The sequence below is a fragment of the Paenibacillus sp. genome (assembly GCF_031177825.1).
Classification (GTDB): domain Bacteria; phylum Bacillota; class Bacilli; order Paenibacillales; family YIM-B00363; genus Paenibacillus_AE.
The window spans coordinates 1-15,628 of sequence record NZ_JAPSKE010000009.1; the positions used below are offsets into that span (position 1 = coordinate 1).

At 61.7% G+C, this 15,628-nt stretch carries 13 protein-coding genes; 2 read left to right on the forward strand and 11 right to left on the reverse strand.

Annotation, left to right across the window (positions count from 1 at the left end; all coding sequences use genetic code 11):
- From RIN49_RS12705 to RIN49_RS12725, 5 genes are all read right to left on the reverse strand, one after another.
- On the reverse strand, window positions 1–349 hold a 349-nt coding region (locus RIN49_RS12705; RefSeq protein WP_309120544.1), incomplete at its 3' end, for an NAD(P)-binding domain-containing protein.
- A 30-nt stretch (window positions 350–379) separates the two neighbouring features.
- Complete coding sequence (locus tag RIN49_RS12710) at window positions 380–1,153, reverse strand: SDR family oxidoreductase (protein ID WP_309120545.1); 774 nt, start codon at window positions 1,151–1,153, stop codon at window positions 380–382.
- A 32-nt stretch (window positions 1,154–1,185) separates the two neighbouring features.
- The gene (locus tag RIN49_RS12715; protein WP_309120546.1) at window positions 1,186–2,724 is read right to left on the reverse strand and encodes a gluconokinase; all 1,539 of its coding nucleotides are present in this window, start codon (window positions 2,722–2,724) and stop codon (window positions 1,186–1,188) included.
- Complete coding sequence (locus RIN49_RS12720; RefSeq protein ID WP_309120547.1) at window positions 2,721–3,998, reverse strand: nickel pincer cofactor-dependent isomerase, group 22; 1,278 nt, start codon at window positions 3,996–3,998, stop codon at window positions 2,721–2,723. Before RIN49_RS12720 ends, RIN49_RS12715 begins: the two co-directional genes overlap by 4 nt.
- 35 nt (window positions 3,999–4,033) lie before the next feature.
- A complete protein-coding gene (locus RIN49_RS12725; protein ID WP_309120548.1) occupies window positions 4,034–5,542 on the reverse strand; it encodes a tagaturonate epimerase family protein in 1,509 nt (502 codons plus the stop codon).
- A gap of 149 nt (window positions 5,543–5,691) precedes the next feature.
- On the opposite strand from RIN49_RS12725, the gene RIN49_RS12730 reads away from it, so the two are divergent.
- A complete protein-coding gene (locus RIN49_RS12730; protein ID WP_309120549.1) occupies window positions 5,692–6,693 on the forward strand; it encodes a LacI family DNA-binding transcriptional regulator in 1,002 nt (333 codons plus the stop codon).
- Here the strand turns inward: RIN49_RS12730 and RIN49_RS12735 are convergent.
- The gene (locus RIN49_RS12735; RefSeq protein ID WP_309120550.1) at window positions 6,670–7,518 is read right to left on the reverse strand and encodes a helix-turn-helix domain-containing protein; all 849 of its coding nucleotides are present in this window, start codon (window positions 7,516–7,518) and stop codon (window positions 6,670–6,672) included. The genes RIN49_RS12730 and RIN49_RS12735 overlap by 24 nt on opposite strands.
- A 146-nt stretch (window positions 7,519–7,664) precedes the next feature.
- On the opposite strand from RIN49_RS12735, the gene RIN49_RS12740 reads away from it, so the two are divergent.
- Window positions 7,665–8,948 (forward strand): Gfo/Idh/MocA family protein, encoded by a 1,284-nt coding sequence (locus RIN49_RS12740; RefSeq protein ID WP_309120551.1) that lies wholly within the window; start codon window positions 7,665–7,667, stop codon window positions 8,946–8,948.
- 278 nt (window positions 8,949–9,226) lie between these two features.
- Here the strand turns inward: RIN49_RS12740 and RIN49_RS12745 are convergent, their stop codons facing one another.
- From RIN49_RS12745 to RIN49_RS12765, 5 genes are read right to left on the reverse strand one after another with little or no spacing between them, the layout of a single operon-like run.
- A complete protein-coding gene (locus RIN49_RS12745; protein ID WP_309120552.1) occupies window positions 9,227–10,417 on the reverse strand; it encodes a glycoside hydrolase family 183 protein in 1,191 nt (396 codons plus the stop codon).
- A 30-nt stretch (window positions 10,418–10,447) separates the two neighbouring features.
- On the reverse strand, window positions 10,448–12,703 hold the full coding sequence (locus RIN49_RS12750; RefSeq protein ID WP_309120553.1) for a DUF6259 domain-containing protein: 2,256 nt from the start codon (window positions 12,701–12,703) through the stop codon (window positions 10,448–10,450).
- Window positions 12,704–12,733: 30 nt separating this feature from the next.
- Window positions 12,734–13,825, reverse strand: a complete 1,092-nt coding sequence (locus tag RIN49_RS12755) for a glycoside hydrolase family 172 protein (protein ID WP_309120554.1) — start codon at window positions 13,823–13,825, stop codon at window positions 12,734–12,736.
- A 34-nt stretch (window positions 13,826–13,859) separates the two neighbouring features.
- Window positions 13,860–14,684 carry a carbohydrate ABC transporter permease gene (locus tag RIN49_RS12760; RefSeq protein WP_309120555.1) on the reverse strand — a complete coding sequence of 275 codons (825 nt, stop codon included), beginning with the start codon at window positions 14,682–14,684 and terminating at the stop codon, window positions 13,860–13,862.
- Window positions 14,685–14,700: 16 nt separating this feature from the next.
- Window positions 14,701–15,585: a carbohydrate ABC transporter permease gene (locus tag RIN49_RS12765; RefSeq protein WP_309120556.1), complete on the reverse strand. Its 885-nt coding sequence runs from the start codon at window positions 15,583–15,585 to the stop codon at window positions 14,701–14,703.
- Window positions 15,586–15,628: the final 43 nt, after the last annotated feature.

Here is a 15,628-nt window from a genome sequence, read left to right on the forward strand (position 1 = left end):
TCGCGGTGAGCTCCCGCTCGCGGCGCTGCGTATCCGGGAAGTAGGCGTTGCCGCCGTCGATGATGATGTCGCCTTGCTCGAGATGCGGCAGCAGCGACTCGATCGTCTTGTCGGTCGGCTCGCCCGCTTTGACCATGATCATAATTTTCCGAGGCGTCTCGAGCGACTGCACGAACTCCTCGACGCTGTACGCGCCGACGAGGTTTTTGCCGGCCGCTTCAAGGGCGAGCTCCTTCGTCTTTTCCGGCGAACGGTTATACACCGCTACGGAGAAGCCCTTGCTCTCCATGTTCAAGGCGAGGTTCTTCCCCATGACCGCGAGGCCGACGACGCCGATTTGCTGTTTCATGTTCGGTTTCCCCCTGTTGTTCGGTACTTGCTAGATCGTCATCGCTCCGAAGCCGCCGTCGACGCGAAGGAACGTGCCGGTCACGAAGCCGGACGCCTTCTCGGACGCGAGGTATACGGCGGCGCCTTGGAGCTCTTCCGCCGCGCCGAAGCGATTCATCGGCGTGTGGCCCAGGATGCTCTTCACGCGTTCCTCGGAGAGGATCTTGCGGTTTTGCTCGGCCGGGAAGAAGCCCGGAATGATGCCGTTGACACGAATGTGATGCGGCGCGAATTCGCGCGCGAGAAACTGCGTGACGGAATTGACGCCCGCCTTGGAGGCGGAGTACGTGAACACCTTGGACAACGGCGGTCCGGAGGAGACGGACGAGATGTTGATGATGCTGCCGCCCCGGCCTTGATCGATCATATGCTTGCCGAACACCTGGCACGCCAGGACGACGCCCTTCAGGTTGACGTCCATGATGCCGTCCCATTCTTCTTCGGTGATGTCGAAGAACGGCGTCGCGCTGTTGCGGCCCGGGCAGTTGAGCAGCACGTCGACGGAGCCGGACCAGGCGACGACTTCGCTCAGCACGCGGGCGAGGTCCGCCTTGCTCGTCGCGTCCGCTTGGAATACGGCGGCTTCGCCTCCCTTGTCCGCGATGCGAGCGCGCGCCGCTTCCGACGTCTCCGCGTTGCGGCCGACGACCGCGATCTTCGCGCCGTACGCGCCGAGCGCTTCGCCCATGACGGAGCCTAGCGTGCTGTTTCCGCCGATGATGACGGCGGTCTTGCCGGTGAGATCGAATAAGTTCAAAGTCATGCTGAGAGATTCCCTCCTGGGTTTGGAATTCCTTACGGCTGCGACTGGAAGCGAACGATGCGGCGGAACGGGTCGACGAGCCGCGGGTATAGATCGCCGTAAATCGAGAACAGCTCGTCGTACGTCGCCCGCGTCGCGGGGTTCGGCTCGTGCGTATGCGAAGACGCCGACCATGCCTTGGCCCCGGCGAAGTCGGGCCAGTCGCCGAGCGCGACGAGGCCGAGCGCCGCCGCGCCGAGCGCGGAGCTTTCGATCGCGTCCGGGACGGTGAGCGGCGCGCCGAGCACGTCGGCGATCGTCTGCCGCCAGAACGGCGACCGCGCGAAGCCGCCCGACGCGCGAATTTCGCGCGGCCGGCCGGCGGCGTCCGCCACCGCCTCCGCGACGGAGCGCACCGCGTAGCCGACGCCTTCGAGCACGGCCCGCACCATGTGCGGCTTGCCGTGCGCGAGCGAGAGGCCGAAGAAGACGCCGCGCACGTCGGCGTTCCAATACGGCGCGCGCTCGCCGGCGAACAGCGGCAACGTTACGAGGCCGCCGCTTCCCGGCGGCGCCTGCTGCGCGAGCGCCGTGAGCGCCTCGTACGGGTCGATGCCGGCGGCGCGCGCTTCGTCCGCTTCCTTCGTCGCGAGATGATCGCGCACCCAGCGGAACAACACGCCGCCGTTGTTGATGGCGCCGCCCACGACCCATCGGTCGTCGGACAGCGCATAGCAGAACGTACGGCCCTGCGGGTCCGTGCGCGGCTCGCGTACGATCGCGCGCACCGCGCCGCTCGTGCCGATCGTCACCGCGAATTCGTCCGGCTCGAGCGCGCCCGCGCCGACGTTGGCGAGCACGCCGTCGGACGCCCCGACGACGACCGGCGTGCCCGGCGCTAAGCCGAGCCGCTCCGCGACCGCGCGATCGAGTCCTTCGAGCGCGCACGTGGTCGGGACGAGCTCCGGCAGGCGGGTGGCGTCGATGCCGGCCGCGCGCAGCGCCGGCTCATGCCAATCGCGGCGCTCGAGCGAGTACAGCCCCGTCGCGCTCGCGATCGAATGATCGACGACGAGCCGGCCGCCGAACCAGCCGGCGAGCACGTACTCCTTAATGCCGGCGAACGTTCCCGCCCGCTCGAAGATCGCCGGCGCCTTGTCGCGCAGCCACATCAGCTTCAGCAGCGGCGACATCGGATGGATCGGCGTTCCCGTCGCCGCGTAAATCGCGTGCGCGTCGGTCTGCGCCTTCAGAATGTCTACGTAGGAAGCCGCTCGGTTGTCCGCCCACGTGATCGATGGCGTAAGCGGCTTCCCGTCTCGATCCAGCGCGATCAGGCTGTGCATCGCCGAGCTGAACACGACGCAGCGGACGTCGCTAGCTGCGATCCCCGCCCGCTCGACGGCCGAACGGACGGCCGTCTCTACCGCGCGCGCGATCTCGTCCGGATCCTGCTCCGCCCGGTCGGGGGCGGGCGTGTGCAGCGGGTATTCTATGGACGTCACAGCGCGTACGGCGCCGGCGGCCGTATCGACGACGACGGCTTTCGTGCTCGTCGTGCCGATATCTGCGGCTATGATATACGGCTTCATTTGGGCAAATACCCCTCGCCGTCGAACGTCCACTCGTAAGGAGCCTCCGAGACGATCTCGATGTCCGGATGGTTCCGCGCTTCTTCGAGCAGCGTCGTCGAAATTTCGATTTCTCCGAGGTGGAGCGTGTCGCGAATACGCACGAGTCGGCAAGCGTGGAAGTCGAGCACGTTGCACGTCTTCACGGCCGCCTTGATCGCGAGTTCGTCGCTCTCGAGCGTCGTCGCGAGCTTCGTCGGCGCGCAGACGGTCGACGTGAGTCCGTTCAAATACGTCGCGGTGAAATCCATCTTGTCCGCGAGCCGGCGCGTCGTGAAGTCGGCCGTGCCGACGCCGTTCGCGTTGCCCTTCGACTCCTTCGTCACGTCGAGAACGACCATCTTGTTCACGTCCGGCCCGCCGGACGCGTACGGCGTCGGATAGCGGCCGGTGACGTTCGGGTCCATGCCGTCGCCGCTGATGTTCTTCCCGATGTAATCGATGACGAGCACGTCGATCTGATCGAACAGCAGCCGCGGCATACGCGACTTCGCCATCTTCTGCAGCTCGACCTCGCGTTCGTACACGTTCTCCGCCGGCAGCACCTCGATATGGCACGTCTCGTCGTACGCATTCTCGACCGCCGCGACGCCGAACGCGATCGGCAGCTTCTTCATCATGAGCGTCGCCATCTCCGGCACGAATTCGGCCATGTACTTAAAGCCGAGCTGATGGCACGCTTCCGCGCCCTTCTGCTTGCCGAGTCCGATCGCGATCATCTTCATGATGCCGCTCTCGATCGGGCCGCGGAACGCCGTGTGCGGCTTCACGCGGTTGATGACGACGATGGCGTCGGCGGTCGAGGCGATTTTGTCGACGTACACCGGCAAGCCGTTCGCGAGGCGGTCGATCTCCACGACCTCCATCGACGACTCGACCGGCGCGCCCATCGTCGTCTCGTCGATGCCGAGATGCTTCAGCACCTCGGCCTGGCCTTCCGCCGTCGCGCCGCCGTGGCTGCCCATGCACGGCACGATGAACGGCGATGCGCCCGCCGACTTGATCGCGTCGATCGTCGTCTTGGTCAGGCCCGCGATGTTCGCGACGCCGCGGCTGCCGACCGCGACGGCCACGCGCTGCCCCGGCCGAATGCGGTCGATCGCGCCCGGCTTCGCGAGCTCCTGCCGCAGCGTCGCGAGCGGGTCGTCGAGCTTCGAGGCGTCGAATTTCTGTCGGACGCGCACGATCGACGGTATCGGAATCGGCTGTAACATATCTCGGATCATGTCGCTCATGGAAATCCCTTCCTTATGGTCGTAATCGACGCCAATTATTTCCCTAATAAATCCAAGTGTCTCCCGATATGCGAAATCAAAGCCGCTTCGTAGTCGTTTTCCCGATCGCGAAGCGTCGCGTAGAATTCGTCCTTGAACAGCGACGCTCCCGTTTCGTCCTTCGCCGTCAGCAGCAGGCCGTACGTAATATGGATCAGCTGCCGCGCGTTGTCCTCGTTCATGTATTCCGGAAGCTCCGCGTCCGACGCTTCCGCGAGCGGCTTCACCTTGCCGAAGTCGGCCGTGACGTGGTAATACTTCAGCGCCTCTTCCACATGCGCCGCGGCGTATTCGTGCATCCGGCGATACAGCGAAGGGTTGACGCGAGCGACGGTCCGCACCGCTTCGAGCCAGTTCGTGCCCGCGGTCTTCAGATGGAAGCGGCCGTTCGTGTATTTCGCGACGAGCGGGAACACGCTGAACTTGTCGCTGCCGGAATGCACGCTCAGCTTATAGCCGAAGTGGTCGCAGATCGCCGCGTGCACGCTCAGCTCCCGCTCGAATTGATCGATGTCGCCGATGTAATCGATCCCCTTCTGGAACTCGCCGCAAAACCGCGGCGCCATGCTGTACGGAGCGACGCCCTCGCGCTTCAGCTCGTTCGCCACGAACCAATGCGCGGCCGGATCGGTCGGCGTCGCCGTCTCGTCGATCGAAATTTCGAAGTCGATGGCCCGGCCCGCCGTCGCGATATAAGTTCGGTAAATATCGACCATGAAGCGAACCGCCTCGCCGTATACGAGCGCGTACCGCTGCAGCGCCGTCCGGCCGACCTCGATCGAAGCGCCGGCGATGTCGAACGTCCGGTCCGCATACTCGTTCTCGATGCGCTCCCGGTACGCCGCGTCCAACTCCGCGTACCGCCGCGCCACTTCCTCGTCGCTCGCCGAGCCCGCCGCATTGTCGATATGCTCCGAGGCGTCCAGCGTCAGCATCGAGAAGCCGAGGCGCAGCGCGTATTCGATGTCCTGCGTCGTCTTCAGGTGGTCGCCGTCGGCGCCCCACCCGTCTCGATATCCTTCTTGGAAAACGGCGTACGACGCCGCATCCAGCACATCCTCGTACGTGCGGCCCGTCAACGTCAGCTCCCGAATGCTCTGCTGCGCCAAAATCGGGCGGACGTTCTTGCCCGCGACCGTCTTAATGTGGCCCGACGACGCGAGCCCGAGCCGGTCGCCGAGGCCGATCGTCGCCATCCGCGTGCCGATCGCCCGCGGCTTCGTATACTCGAACGCGTCGTTCAGCGCGAGCCGGTTCGCGTGCGTCAGCGGGCACAGCTTATACCGCGTGTTCCCCTCCGCGGCCTCGTTCCCTTCCAGAGCGGCGTACAACGCGCCTCCCCCGACGACGAGCAGCTTCCGCTCGCTGCCGTCCTTCACCATAGCGATCTTGTCCCCGCCGGATGCCGCGAAGGACGCTGCGTACACGTTCGCCAAGCCTTCCAATGGCGCGCCCGCCGCCAGCGCCTTCGCCGCGGCGATGACCTCGTTCGTTACCGTCACCATGTCCCGATCCCTCCATAATAACAACGTTGTTATTTTCCCATGCGTCTATCATATGTTGAAAATTCGCTTTCATCAATGATAAATTTTACGGTATACTAAAAATAATAACAACGTTTGCATTTTTTCGCCGGAGGAGGCTGCATCAGCGAATGAACGTCACGATCAAAGACATCGCCCGTCTCGCGGGCGTCAGCTACTCCACCGTCTCCAAGGCGCTCAACGACAGTCCGCTCGTCAAAACCGACACCCGGCGGCGCATCGTCGAGCTCGCGCGGCAGCTCGGCTACGAGCCGAATCTCGCCGCGAAGAGCCTCGTCTCGAGGCGCAGCATGACGGTCGGCGTCCTGCTGCCGTCGCTCGAACGCGTCGCGCTGTCCGCCCTCGTCGGCCGCATCAACGACGCGCTCGCCACGCGCGGCTACGAGGTCATCTTGTCGATTCTGCCGCCGACGTCGGCGATCCGGCTGTTCCAGCGGCTTCAGGTGGACGGCATCGTCGTGTTCGAAGACATTACGCCGGAAGCGCGGCATGTCGAGACGGTGACGACCGACATTCCGGTCGTCTCCATCGGCGCCTCGCATCTCGTCGGCTCCCGCTTCGCCGTCGTCGACGTGAGGCGCAAGGACGCGCTGCGAGAGGCGGTCCGTTACTTGGCCGGGCTCGGCCACAAGCGCATCGCCTATATCGGGGACGCGCGGGAGTCCGACAGCAAGCAGCAGGAGAAGGTCGCCGGATTTATGGAGGGCGCGTTCGCCTGCGGCCTCTCGGCCGGCGACGCGTTCGTCCTCAACTCCGGCGGCAATACGTGGCGGCACGGCTACGACGCCGGAAGGCGCCTGCTCGAGCTCGACGGCCGGCCGACCGCGGTCATCACCGGCGCGTTCGACGTCACGGCCGGCCTGCTGCGCGCCGCGCTCGACGGCGGTCTCCGCGTGCCGGACGATTTGTCGCTCGTCAGCTACGACCATATTCCGCAACTCGCGGAGCTCGACGTGCCGGTGACGGCGGTCGGCGCCCCGGTCGACGCGTTCGGCGAACGGATCGCGGAGGCGCTGCTCGACATTATGGCGGACAGCGGGCCGATCCGCCGCGAGACGCATCTGGACGCCGTGTTGGAAGAACGCGCTTCAGCGGTTCGCTTCCCCGGCTGACCCGGCGGGACCGGCCGCCCGACGCCCTTTGCGGTATTGCAGCGGCGAGCAACCGCACACCTTCTTGAACAGCTTATGGAAGTGGGCCGCGGGACCGACGCCGACCCGCTCGGCGATGTCGATCATCTTCAGATTCGTCTCCCGAAGCAGCCGCTGCGCCTCGCGCACGCGAACGAGCTGCACGTATTCGGCGAAGCCGAAGCCGGTGCATGCCTTGAACTTGCGGCTGAGGTAATACGGGCTGACAAAGAACCGTTCGGCTACGTCCTTCAGCAGCAGCGGCTCGGCGTACCGCTCCCCGACGTAAGCGGCCACCTCCGACATCGTCCGATGCACCGCGGACGGCGCCGCTTCGTCGATCGGCCGCTCCGCCGCCGCGCGAAACACGAGCAGCAGCAGCTGCTTCAGGAGCGCCTCGAGCATCGCGTCGCGGCCCGGCGCCTCGCCGCGGCTCTCGTCGATCAGCTCGCGCGCCAGCGCCTCTCCCTTCCAACGCTCCTGCGGCGGCAGACGGAAGACGCCGCTCTCCGTAGGCAGCGGAAAGCGGACCATCGCCGACTCCGCGAAATTGAGCACGACGCGCTCGTGATCCGGCACCCCGGTATCGAGCGTCCGGTGGAGCTCCCCCTTTTCGATAAACACGAACTCTCCCGCCCGCACCCGGTACGTCCGGTCCCGGATGAAGTAATCGCGTTCTCCCTCGAACAAATAATACAGCTCGTACCCTTCATGCGCGTGATCCTCGTCCATCGTAAAGTAGCCGATCCGCTTCGTATAATCGACTTGGATCGCGCCGTCGTCCGTTCGGAACTGATGATGCGCCATCTCGACCGCCTCCTCGCGCAAGAATTGCAACTTTTTGAGCGAATATGAGCAATTTTATACGAAGATTATATCGCATCGTTGCGTTATATTAAATGGTAACGGATTCAATCATTTCATCATTTCTTTCGAACGAAGGGGACGGGCAGATGAAGAAGAAGTACGCATTGATCGGCACCGGCGGACGGGCGATTTTCTTTTACGGCGCTTTAGCCAGAGACTTCCGGGACACCTCGGAGCTTGTCGCGTTCTGCGATACGAATCAGACGCGGATGAATTACGCCAACCGCTTGCTGACGACGCGCTTCGAGCACCCTGCGGTGCCGACGTACAAAGCGCACGACTTCGAGCGGATGATCCGCGAGACGAAGCCGGACGCCGTCATCGTGACGACGATGGACCGGACGCATCATACGTATATCGTGAAGGCGATGGAGCTCGGCTGCGACGTCATCAGCGAGAAGCCGATGACCGTCGACGAAGAGAAATGCCAGGACATTCTCGACGCGGTGAAGCGGACCGGCAAGCAGCTGCGGGTCACGTTCAACTACCGCTACGCGCCGCACAATACGAAAATTCGCGAGCTGATTATGAACGGCGCGATCGGCGACGTGCATTCCATTCACTTCGAGTGGCTGCTCAATACGGAGCACGGCGCGGACTATTTCCGGCGGTGGCACCGCGACAAGCGAAACAGCGGCGGCATGCTCGTCCACAAGTCGACGCATCACTTCGATCTCGTCAATTTTTGGCTCGGCAGCCAACCCCAGACGGTGTACGCGCAAGGCTCTCTGATGTTTTACGGCAAGGAAAACGCGGAGAAGCGGGGCGTCACGGAATTTTACAATCGGTCGCGGGGCAGCGAGGCGGCGAAGCGCGACCCGTTCGGGCTCGATCTCGAGCGGAGCGAGGAGCTGAAGGGACTGTACGCGGACGCGGAGCATGAAGACGGCTATTACCGCGATCAGAGCGTGTTCGGCGACGGCATCAGCATCGAGGACACGATGGGCGTGCTCGTCCGATACAAGAATAAGGCGATTATGACGTATTCGCTGAACTGCTATATGCCTTGGGAAGGGTTCCAGGTGAACATCAACGGCTCCAAGGGCCGCATCGAGATGAAGATCGTCGAGAAGTCGTACGTCAATTCCGGCGGCAAGAAGGAAGACGAAGGCGCGCTGAAGACGAAGAGCATCAAGGTCATTCCGATGTTCGGGGAGGCGTACGAGGCGGAGATCGTCGAAGGCGTCGGCGGGCACGGCGGCGGCGATCCGATTTTGCTGAACGACATCTTCGGCGAGCCGGCGGAAGATCCGTACAACCGGGCGGCTTCGCACGTCGACGGCGCGATGTCGATCCTCACCGGCATCGCCGGCAACATCTCGATGCGCACCGGACTGCCGGTGAACGTCGACGGACTCGTTCGGTTCTAACATGCGAAGAAGGTTGCCATCCGGCCGTTCGAACGGCTCGGACGGCAACCTTTTTTTCGCCCGCGTTCAGTTCTCCCTTCGCTCGACAGCAATAGGGAACATGAAAATTCCCTATTTCTACGAAGTCCCCCCGAAACCGGTAAATAGGGAATACCAAAGTTCCTTATTTGCGGATAAACCACCTGAAAACAGGCACATAACGGCGAATAGGGAACATCGTTGTTCCCTATTTGCCGGAATCAGACGGTCTCAAGGAAAATAGGGAAAGTTCGTGTTCCCTATTGATTCAAAGCATCCGCATCGGCGGCGGGCGGCACTCGCGAAATCGCATGCGACTTCTTCTCCAGTTCCGCCTTGAACCAGAACACATTGTACGGGTCCCACAACGACAGCGCGAAATAGATCGTTTTCCCGTCGTTTTCTGTATATCTCGGATTCATGTAAGGACCATACAATCCGGGATATTCGTCCTTATCGACGAGAACGATCGGTTCGCCCCACGGCCCCCACGGCGCAACGCCTTCCCGAATCACGACGCCCTGCCCTTCCCGTAAGTACGTCATAAGCCACCGCTCCAAGTACGGGTTCCAGACGACGGACAGCTCTCCGACCGTGTCGTCGACGACCGTCGCCGCTTCCTCCGGCTCGCCCGTCCAAGTCGGCTTCCCCTCTTCGTCCGTTCCGGCGTAATATTCATAGCCGTCCAAGCTTTCGATTCGGGACTCCTTCGCCCTCATGAGCTTTACGCCGCCGAAGCGGCCGGAAGGAACGCCCCAGAAGTAAATGTCGGCTTCTTCGTCCCCTTCCTGGATCCGATAGGGGCTGACTTGGATAAACCCGCTGTCTCCCGGCCACTTGACGTCGTCGAGCAGCGTCCAGGTTCTCCCTTCGTCCGCGGATTTCGCGATGCCGGCGTAGTTCGCGTCCCAACGGCCGGGCTCCCCCCAATGATTCACGGACATGTAGTACAGATACATGGCATCGTTCGCATACAAACCGTGAGTCGGGATTTTCGTCATCTCCTCGAAATCGCGCTTGACCGAAGGCAAGAGCTCTTTCGCAAGGCCGACGTCGTCGACGATCATGCCGTCGAACGCGATGCCGTCGCTCGGATCCGCGTCCGTCGAATACGCCATCGCGTTAGAGCGCCAGAAGCTCCCTCCGCCTCCCGTCATCTCCGGCGGCCGTTCCCCGAACGTGTCCCCGAAGACGAAATACGTCGTATCTTCTAGGTTGAACATCGATCCGAGATCGGTGCCGTAGACGGCATACCCATCCGTTCGATTCATGCCGTCCGCGCCGGTCAGCTGAGCGACTTGCTCCAAACCGGCGACGCGCTCCAAGACGAAGTCGACGCCGTCCGGTTCCAGCATCTTCTCCGTCGTCCCGCGCTCTCCCGGGCCGCAGGCGGCCGTACCCGCGGCGACGCCGACGGCGAGCGCGCACGCCCATGCTCTCCGAAGCTTCATATCGTCCGTTCCCCTATTCGGCTTAGTGAATTATCGAGCTCCGTCCCCCGGACCCTTGACGATCACTTCCAGAATGACGACGCGTTTCGGCGGGATCGTCAACCGCATGGCTTTCGCTCCGTCCGCCGCGATCTCTCCCCCGTCTTCGATGGCGTCCCCGTCGAAGCGACGGACGCGATAAGACGCCCCGGGCAAGCGATATCGCTTCATGTCCAGCTCGAAGGAGACGTTCCGCGCCTCCTCCGTGACGTTCGCGAAGAAGAAGGCGGCGCTCTCCTCCCGGTACTGCCAAGCGGAATGAACGACCGCATCGGCCTCGTAGACGCCGGACTCGTTGTACTCCGGGAAGTTCTTATCGCAGTTGTAATGGAACCAGTCCAACGCCGCCGTCTCCCGCTCGAACGACAGCGGCCGCAGCATCTTGCCGTACGCCAAATATTTGTTGCCCGGGCCGACCCGCATCCGCGCCAGCGCCCCCAGGTAGCGGGCTCGTTCGGGAGATAAGGCGTATCCTCGCGGTTCGAAAATGTAATAGTGTTCCTCCGGGTCGTTCTCCTTCCCGTCGATCGCTTCCATCGGGCTGTATTCGTAATTCAGCTCGTAGATGCCGCCCCATAAGTACGTTCGCGCGGCGGCGAAGTAAAACAGGGAGCCGATCTCCTCCGTCAGCTTGCCCCAGCCGTCCATCCGCAGAGCGCCGTATTCGTTGTACACATAGGTGAACATCGGAATGAGCGCCGCCTCGCCGGTCGCAAGCAAGCTCTTGAAGTTGTACATTTCCAATGGGGCTGCCGGGCGCCCGCCGGCTCTCGCTTGGTAATAATCGAGCACACCCAGGAACGCTTCGTTCATCATTTCGGTTCCCATCGGAATATACCGTCCGGCTTTCTCGATCATCGCCGCCTTCGTAGCCGCGTAGTTGCTCAAGTAGGCCGCAGCGATCTGCCTGCCGGCGCCGACCGGATGGCCGTGCGATTCGTCCATGCACACCTTCAGGATGTTGTTGGCGGAGATGTCGTAGTAAATCGAATCGACGTCCGCCTCCGCTTGCAGCCGCTCGTCCCGGCGCACGTGCAAAGCTTGGATGAACGGGTCCGCGGGACATACGAGGGAAAACTTGTACTTGTCGATGCTTCGAAGCGCGCGCTCCTCGGGGAATCGCTGCAGCGCCTGCCTGCCGCGATCGGCGTCCGCTCCGTTCAATCCGAACAAATAGTCGAATTCGAACGGCGCGTACTTGTCCCCGTACGCCTTCATCGCTTCGAGATTGGCCGGGTGAAAGCGCGTCGGAAACCAATCGTCCATGCCGCCGGGAACGCCGTTATAGAAGTTCTGCGTGCGATGCACCCAATCGGGCCCTAGGACATGGAACATCGGCGTCTCGATGTACTTATGGTACTCATGGATCCATGCGCTCCGGTCGCGACCGGCGTTGATCCCGAATGTGCACGCCCCCGTCCCCTCGTTCAGCCAGCGGGCGCGTTCGGCCTCCGGCCGCTCCGACAGCGGGCCTCTGCGGCACCAGAACTGTTGTAGGGCCCAACGCTTATACCGATCGGCGGCCTCGTACCATCCTTCGCCGTCGAGCGGCGCAACGACGACCGGGTATCCGACGGTCATTCCCGTCCCCGGCGCCATCGACTCCGCGCCATGGAAGAAGGAAGCTTCCAGGAGACCGTTCCCGTTCTTGTAGAAATTCAGCCATTTGGGATGCATCTCTCCGTCGTACGCCGCGAAATACAATCCGCCCCTCCGTTCGCCGTAGTACGCGAAGAACTGCATCGAAGCTCCGGAGTAGCTTTCCGGGTAAGGCATATGCCGCAGTCCGACGTCCCCGCCGAAGTGCTTGATCGGGTTGCGAACGCACAGCCCCGTCGCAAAGCTGTGGGCGACGTAATCGTCGGCCCCCTCGTTCGTGATCGCTTGCAAATTCGGTACGATCGGATACTCCAAGCCGACGACGGTCTCCCCCGAGTCGTTGCGGACCTCGGAGAAGAACCGGATTTCGTCCCGTTCGGCGGACGCGGCGACGGTTCCCACGACCGTCAACGCCTTCGCCGCTTCCCACTCGAACGCGATCGTCGTCTCGCCGTTCGGCGATTCCGAGATCGAATGCCTGCAGCGCTCGAATCGGCTCGTCGTTCCGCCGGCCGTCTCGATCCGGAAGGCGTCGGCCTGCATCGCGGCCGCGTAATCGATCCGTTTCGCTTTATCGAACAGCTCGCGCACGGAGCCGGTGTCCTCGTCGAACCGGATCCGGAGACGCCGGGATTCCAACGTCAACATAACTCCATCACCGCGCTTTCTTCGAGTCGGTTAGTAGTCGAAGCACTTCTTCAGATCCTCGTCGTCGAACGGAAGAATGTCCGGCAGCGGCAGGCGCTGATGCACCGGCAGAATGATCGGATGATCCTTATGCGGCTCGGTCTGGTACCAGTACGCCGTGCTCGAGTAATCGTCGCTCCGGTGATTGTTGTGCCCGTGCTCGATCGTGACGCGGATCGACTGGTCGAATAAAATCGGGTCTTCGATATGGAACCGGTACGCGGAAATTTTCCCCGACCAGTTCGGTCCGCCGCCGAGCGTAATGCCGTGATACGGCGAATGGTACTCCTGCTGCGGGCACCATGCGGTATTGAAATAATCCTCCATGCCCGTGCCGTGCAGCGAAGGGGGCCACGCCTCGCCGTCGATGAAGATCATGTCGTCGCCCTCGCCGTACCAGTTCCATTCCCGCGTGGCGCGCAAATTATGAATGTTCAGATTGCAGCCGACGTAATGCCCTTTGCCGACCGCGTCCAACATCACGTAATTGCCTTCGCCCGTCGTATTTTTTCCGCCGAATTCGAACAGCGCGTTGGAGATGTCGTCCGCGATCCCCTTCGTGATTTCTCTGTGCCAGATCGCGTGGAACCGAAGCGGACTGTCGATATCGCGATCGTACAACTCGTAATCGATATAGAAATAAAACTTGATCGGCCGGTCCGCGTCGGACTCGATCGTAAACCGCGCCTCGCTGCCGAACGGCATCGCGAAGAAGGAGTTCAGCGCCTGTCCGTCTTCCGGACTCATCGCGAGCGGCGCGGACCAGTAGTTTTTCGTGATGCCGTGGCCGATGCCGAAGAAGTCGCCTAACGGCGCTTGCACGCTCGGATTTTGTTCGCCGTCCCAATACATGCGCAGCACCAGCTTTCGGTACAGCGCAACCTCCGGAACCGGGTCGAACGGCGCCGTCGTGATCCAAATATGCGTCACGCAGCCGCTGCCGGCGATTCGGCCGAGATCGACCGTCTCCCCGGGCCGAACCGTCAAGTAATCTTTGTTTCCGCCCGTGACGTCATAGGAGGAAATTCGTTTCCTTTTCCCATGTCTTACTTTGTATAAGTCTCTTAGTGAAGTTCCCAGCATGTCTCTTCCCTCCGCAACGATGTCTCGATGTCGATTATTTCAAACCGGATATCTTAATGCCTTGAATGATGTAACGTTGGAAAACGAGAAACAGTCCGATCGTCGGCAGCGCGCCGAGCGTCGCGCCCGCCAGCATCAGCCCGAGCTCCGACCCGCGGCCGGATCTGAATTGCGCCAAGTATTGGCTGATTTGGAACAAGCTTTCGTCCGTTATCGTCATGACCGGCCAAATGTATGCATTCCAGAACCCGAGGAACGCACCGATACCGACGATGACGAACGGGGGATACGACATCGGCAAGAAGATCGTCGTATAGATTTTGAATCGGGACGCGCCGTCGATCAGCGCGGCCTCTTCGACCGCCATCGGAATATTCAAGTAGAACTGTCGAATGAAGAAGATCGAGCCGGCCGAAGCCATCCCGGGGATGATCAGCACGGACATCGTATCCAGCATCCCCAGTCGGGTGACGACGACGAAGGACGTGACCATGATCGCCATGCCGGGAATAAACATCGTCGTAATGACGTATAACCAGAGCGCTCCCTTAAAGCGGAAATCCAACCTTGCGAACGCGTAGGCCGCCATGGAGTTGATTCCTAATCCTACGACCGCGAAGATCAGCGCGCCGACGAAGGTGACGAAGGCGGCTCGCGTGAACGCCGGATCGCTCAATATTTCGCCATAGTTCGAAAACAGCCACGCTTCCGGGAAAATTCGCACAGGCGTCCGAAGCACTTCCGTCTTCGCCTTAAAACCCGAGATCGCCATCCAAAGAAGCGGGAACAGGGCGAATATCGCGAACAGGAAGCCGATGACGGACACGGCCGCTCGCTGCGACGCACTCATTGTTTTCATGGACGTCCCTCCTCGATTATTCGTCGATCGCCTTTTCGGAATTGATGACTCTGAAGATGATCGCCGAGATGGTGCCCAATACGACGAAGAGCAGCAAGGCGGCCGCGATCGTGTGGCCCATCAGCAGATCGTTCCGGAAATGCTCGAAAATGTAGAAGTTCGGCAGCAGCGTCGCGTCGGACGGCCCGCCGTTCGTAAGGAATAGAGGCAGCTCAAGCTGTTGGATCGCGCCGACGAACCCGGTGACGAGCAAATAGACGGCTACGTTTTTGAGCAGCGGGATCGTAATGTAGATCATCTTCTGGACGGCCGACGCGCCTTCCAGCGACGCGGCCTCGTAATAAGATTCAGGGATGTCGAGCAGCCCCGCCAGCATGATCAGCGCCGTGATGCCGAAGCCTAACCAGATCGCCGGGATCGCAAGACCGAACAGGACGATTTGCTTTTCCACTAGCCATCCGACCTTCTCGAACCCGAACGAACCGATGATCGCGTTCAACACGCCGCCGTCGAAGTTATAGATGATTTGGAAAATAATGGCCGTAATAATCCCGGATATGATCGTCGGGATATAGATGGACGTCTTCACGAAGCTCGACGCTTTCCTTCCCATCGCCCGCACGACATGCGCGAACAAGAAGGCGAGCACGAGTTGAATCGGCACGACGAGAATCACGAATTTGAGGCCGACGCCGATCGACGTATAGAACCGATCGTCCGTCAAAACGAGATAGAAGTTTCGAAAACCGACGAACACGGGGTCTTGATAGAAGCTCCAGTCGTAGAAGCTGATCCGAATCGCGTAGATGAGCGGGATCACGACGAATATAGTCAGCATAAACACGACCGGGGAAAGCATGAGGTACGCGGTGCCGTTGTTGTACCTCTTCTTGTTTTTCATGCCATTGCCACCTCGTTTCGAGTAGGAAAGCATCCGGAAGCGC

What these genes read in the sequence shown, in the direction of transcription:
- RIN49_RS12710 (WP_309120545.1), bottom strand. Translation starts at nt 1,153, where the DNA reads ATGACTTTGAACTTATTCGATCTCACCGGCAAGACCGCCGTCATCATC.
- RIN49_RS12715 (WP_309120546.1), bottom strand. Translation starts at nt 2,724, where the DNA reads ATGAAGCCGTATATCATAGCCGCAGATATCGGCACGACGAGCACGAAA.
- RIN49_RS12720 (WP_309120547.1), bottom strand. Translation starts at nt 3,998, where the DNA reads ATGAGCGACATGATCCGAGATATGTTACAGCCGATTCCGATACCGTCG.
- RIN49_RS12725 (WP_309120548.1), bottom strand. Translation starts at nt 5,542, where the DNA reads ATGGTGACGGTAACGAACGAGGTCATCGCCGCGGCGAAGGCGCTGGCG.
- RIN49_RS12730 (WP_309120549.1), top strand. Translation starts at nt 5,692, where the DNA reads ATGAACGTCACGATCAAAGACATCGCCCGTCTCGCGGGCGTCAGCTAC.
- RIN49_RS12735 (WP_309120550.1), bottom strand. Translation starts at nt 7,518, where the DNA reads ATGGCGCATCATCAGTTCCGAACGGACGACGGCGCGATCCAAGTCGAT.
- RIN49_RS12740 (WP_309120551.1), top strand. Translation starts at nt 7,665, where the DNA reads ATGAAGAAGAAGTACGCATTGATCGGCACCGGCGGACGGGCGATTTTC.
- RIN49_RS12745 (WP_309120552.1), bottom strand. Translation starts at nt 10,417, where the DNA reads ATGAAGCTTCGGAGAGCATGGGCGTGCGCGCTCGCCGTCGGCGTCGCC.
- RIN49_RS12750 (WP_309120553.1), bottom strand. Translation starts at nt 12,703, where the DNA reads ATGTTGACGTTGGAATCCCGGCGTCTCCGGATCCGGTTCGACGAGGAC.
- RIN49_RS12755 (WP_309120554.1), bottom strand. Translation starts at nt 13,825, where the DNA reads ATGCTGGGAACTTCACTAAGAGACTTATACAAAGTAAGACATGGGAAA.
- RIN49_RS12760 (WP_309120555.1), bottom strand. Translation starts at nt 14,684, where the DNA reads ATGAAAACAATGAGTGCGTCGCAGCGAGCGGCCGTGTCCGTCATCGGC.
- RIN49_RS12765 (WP_309120556.1), bottom strand. Translation starts at nt 15,585, where the DNA reads ATGAAAAACAAGAAGAGGTACAACAACGGCACCGCGTACCTCATGCTT.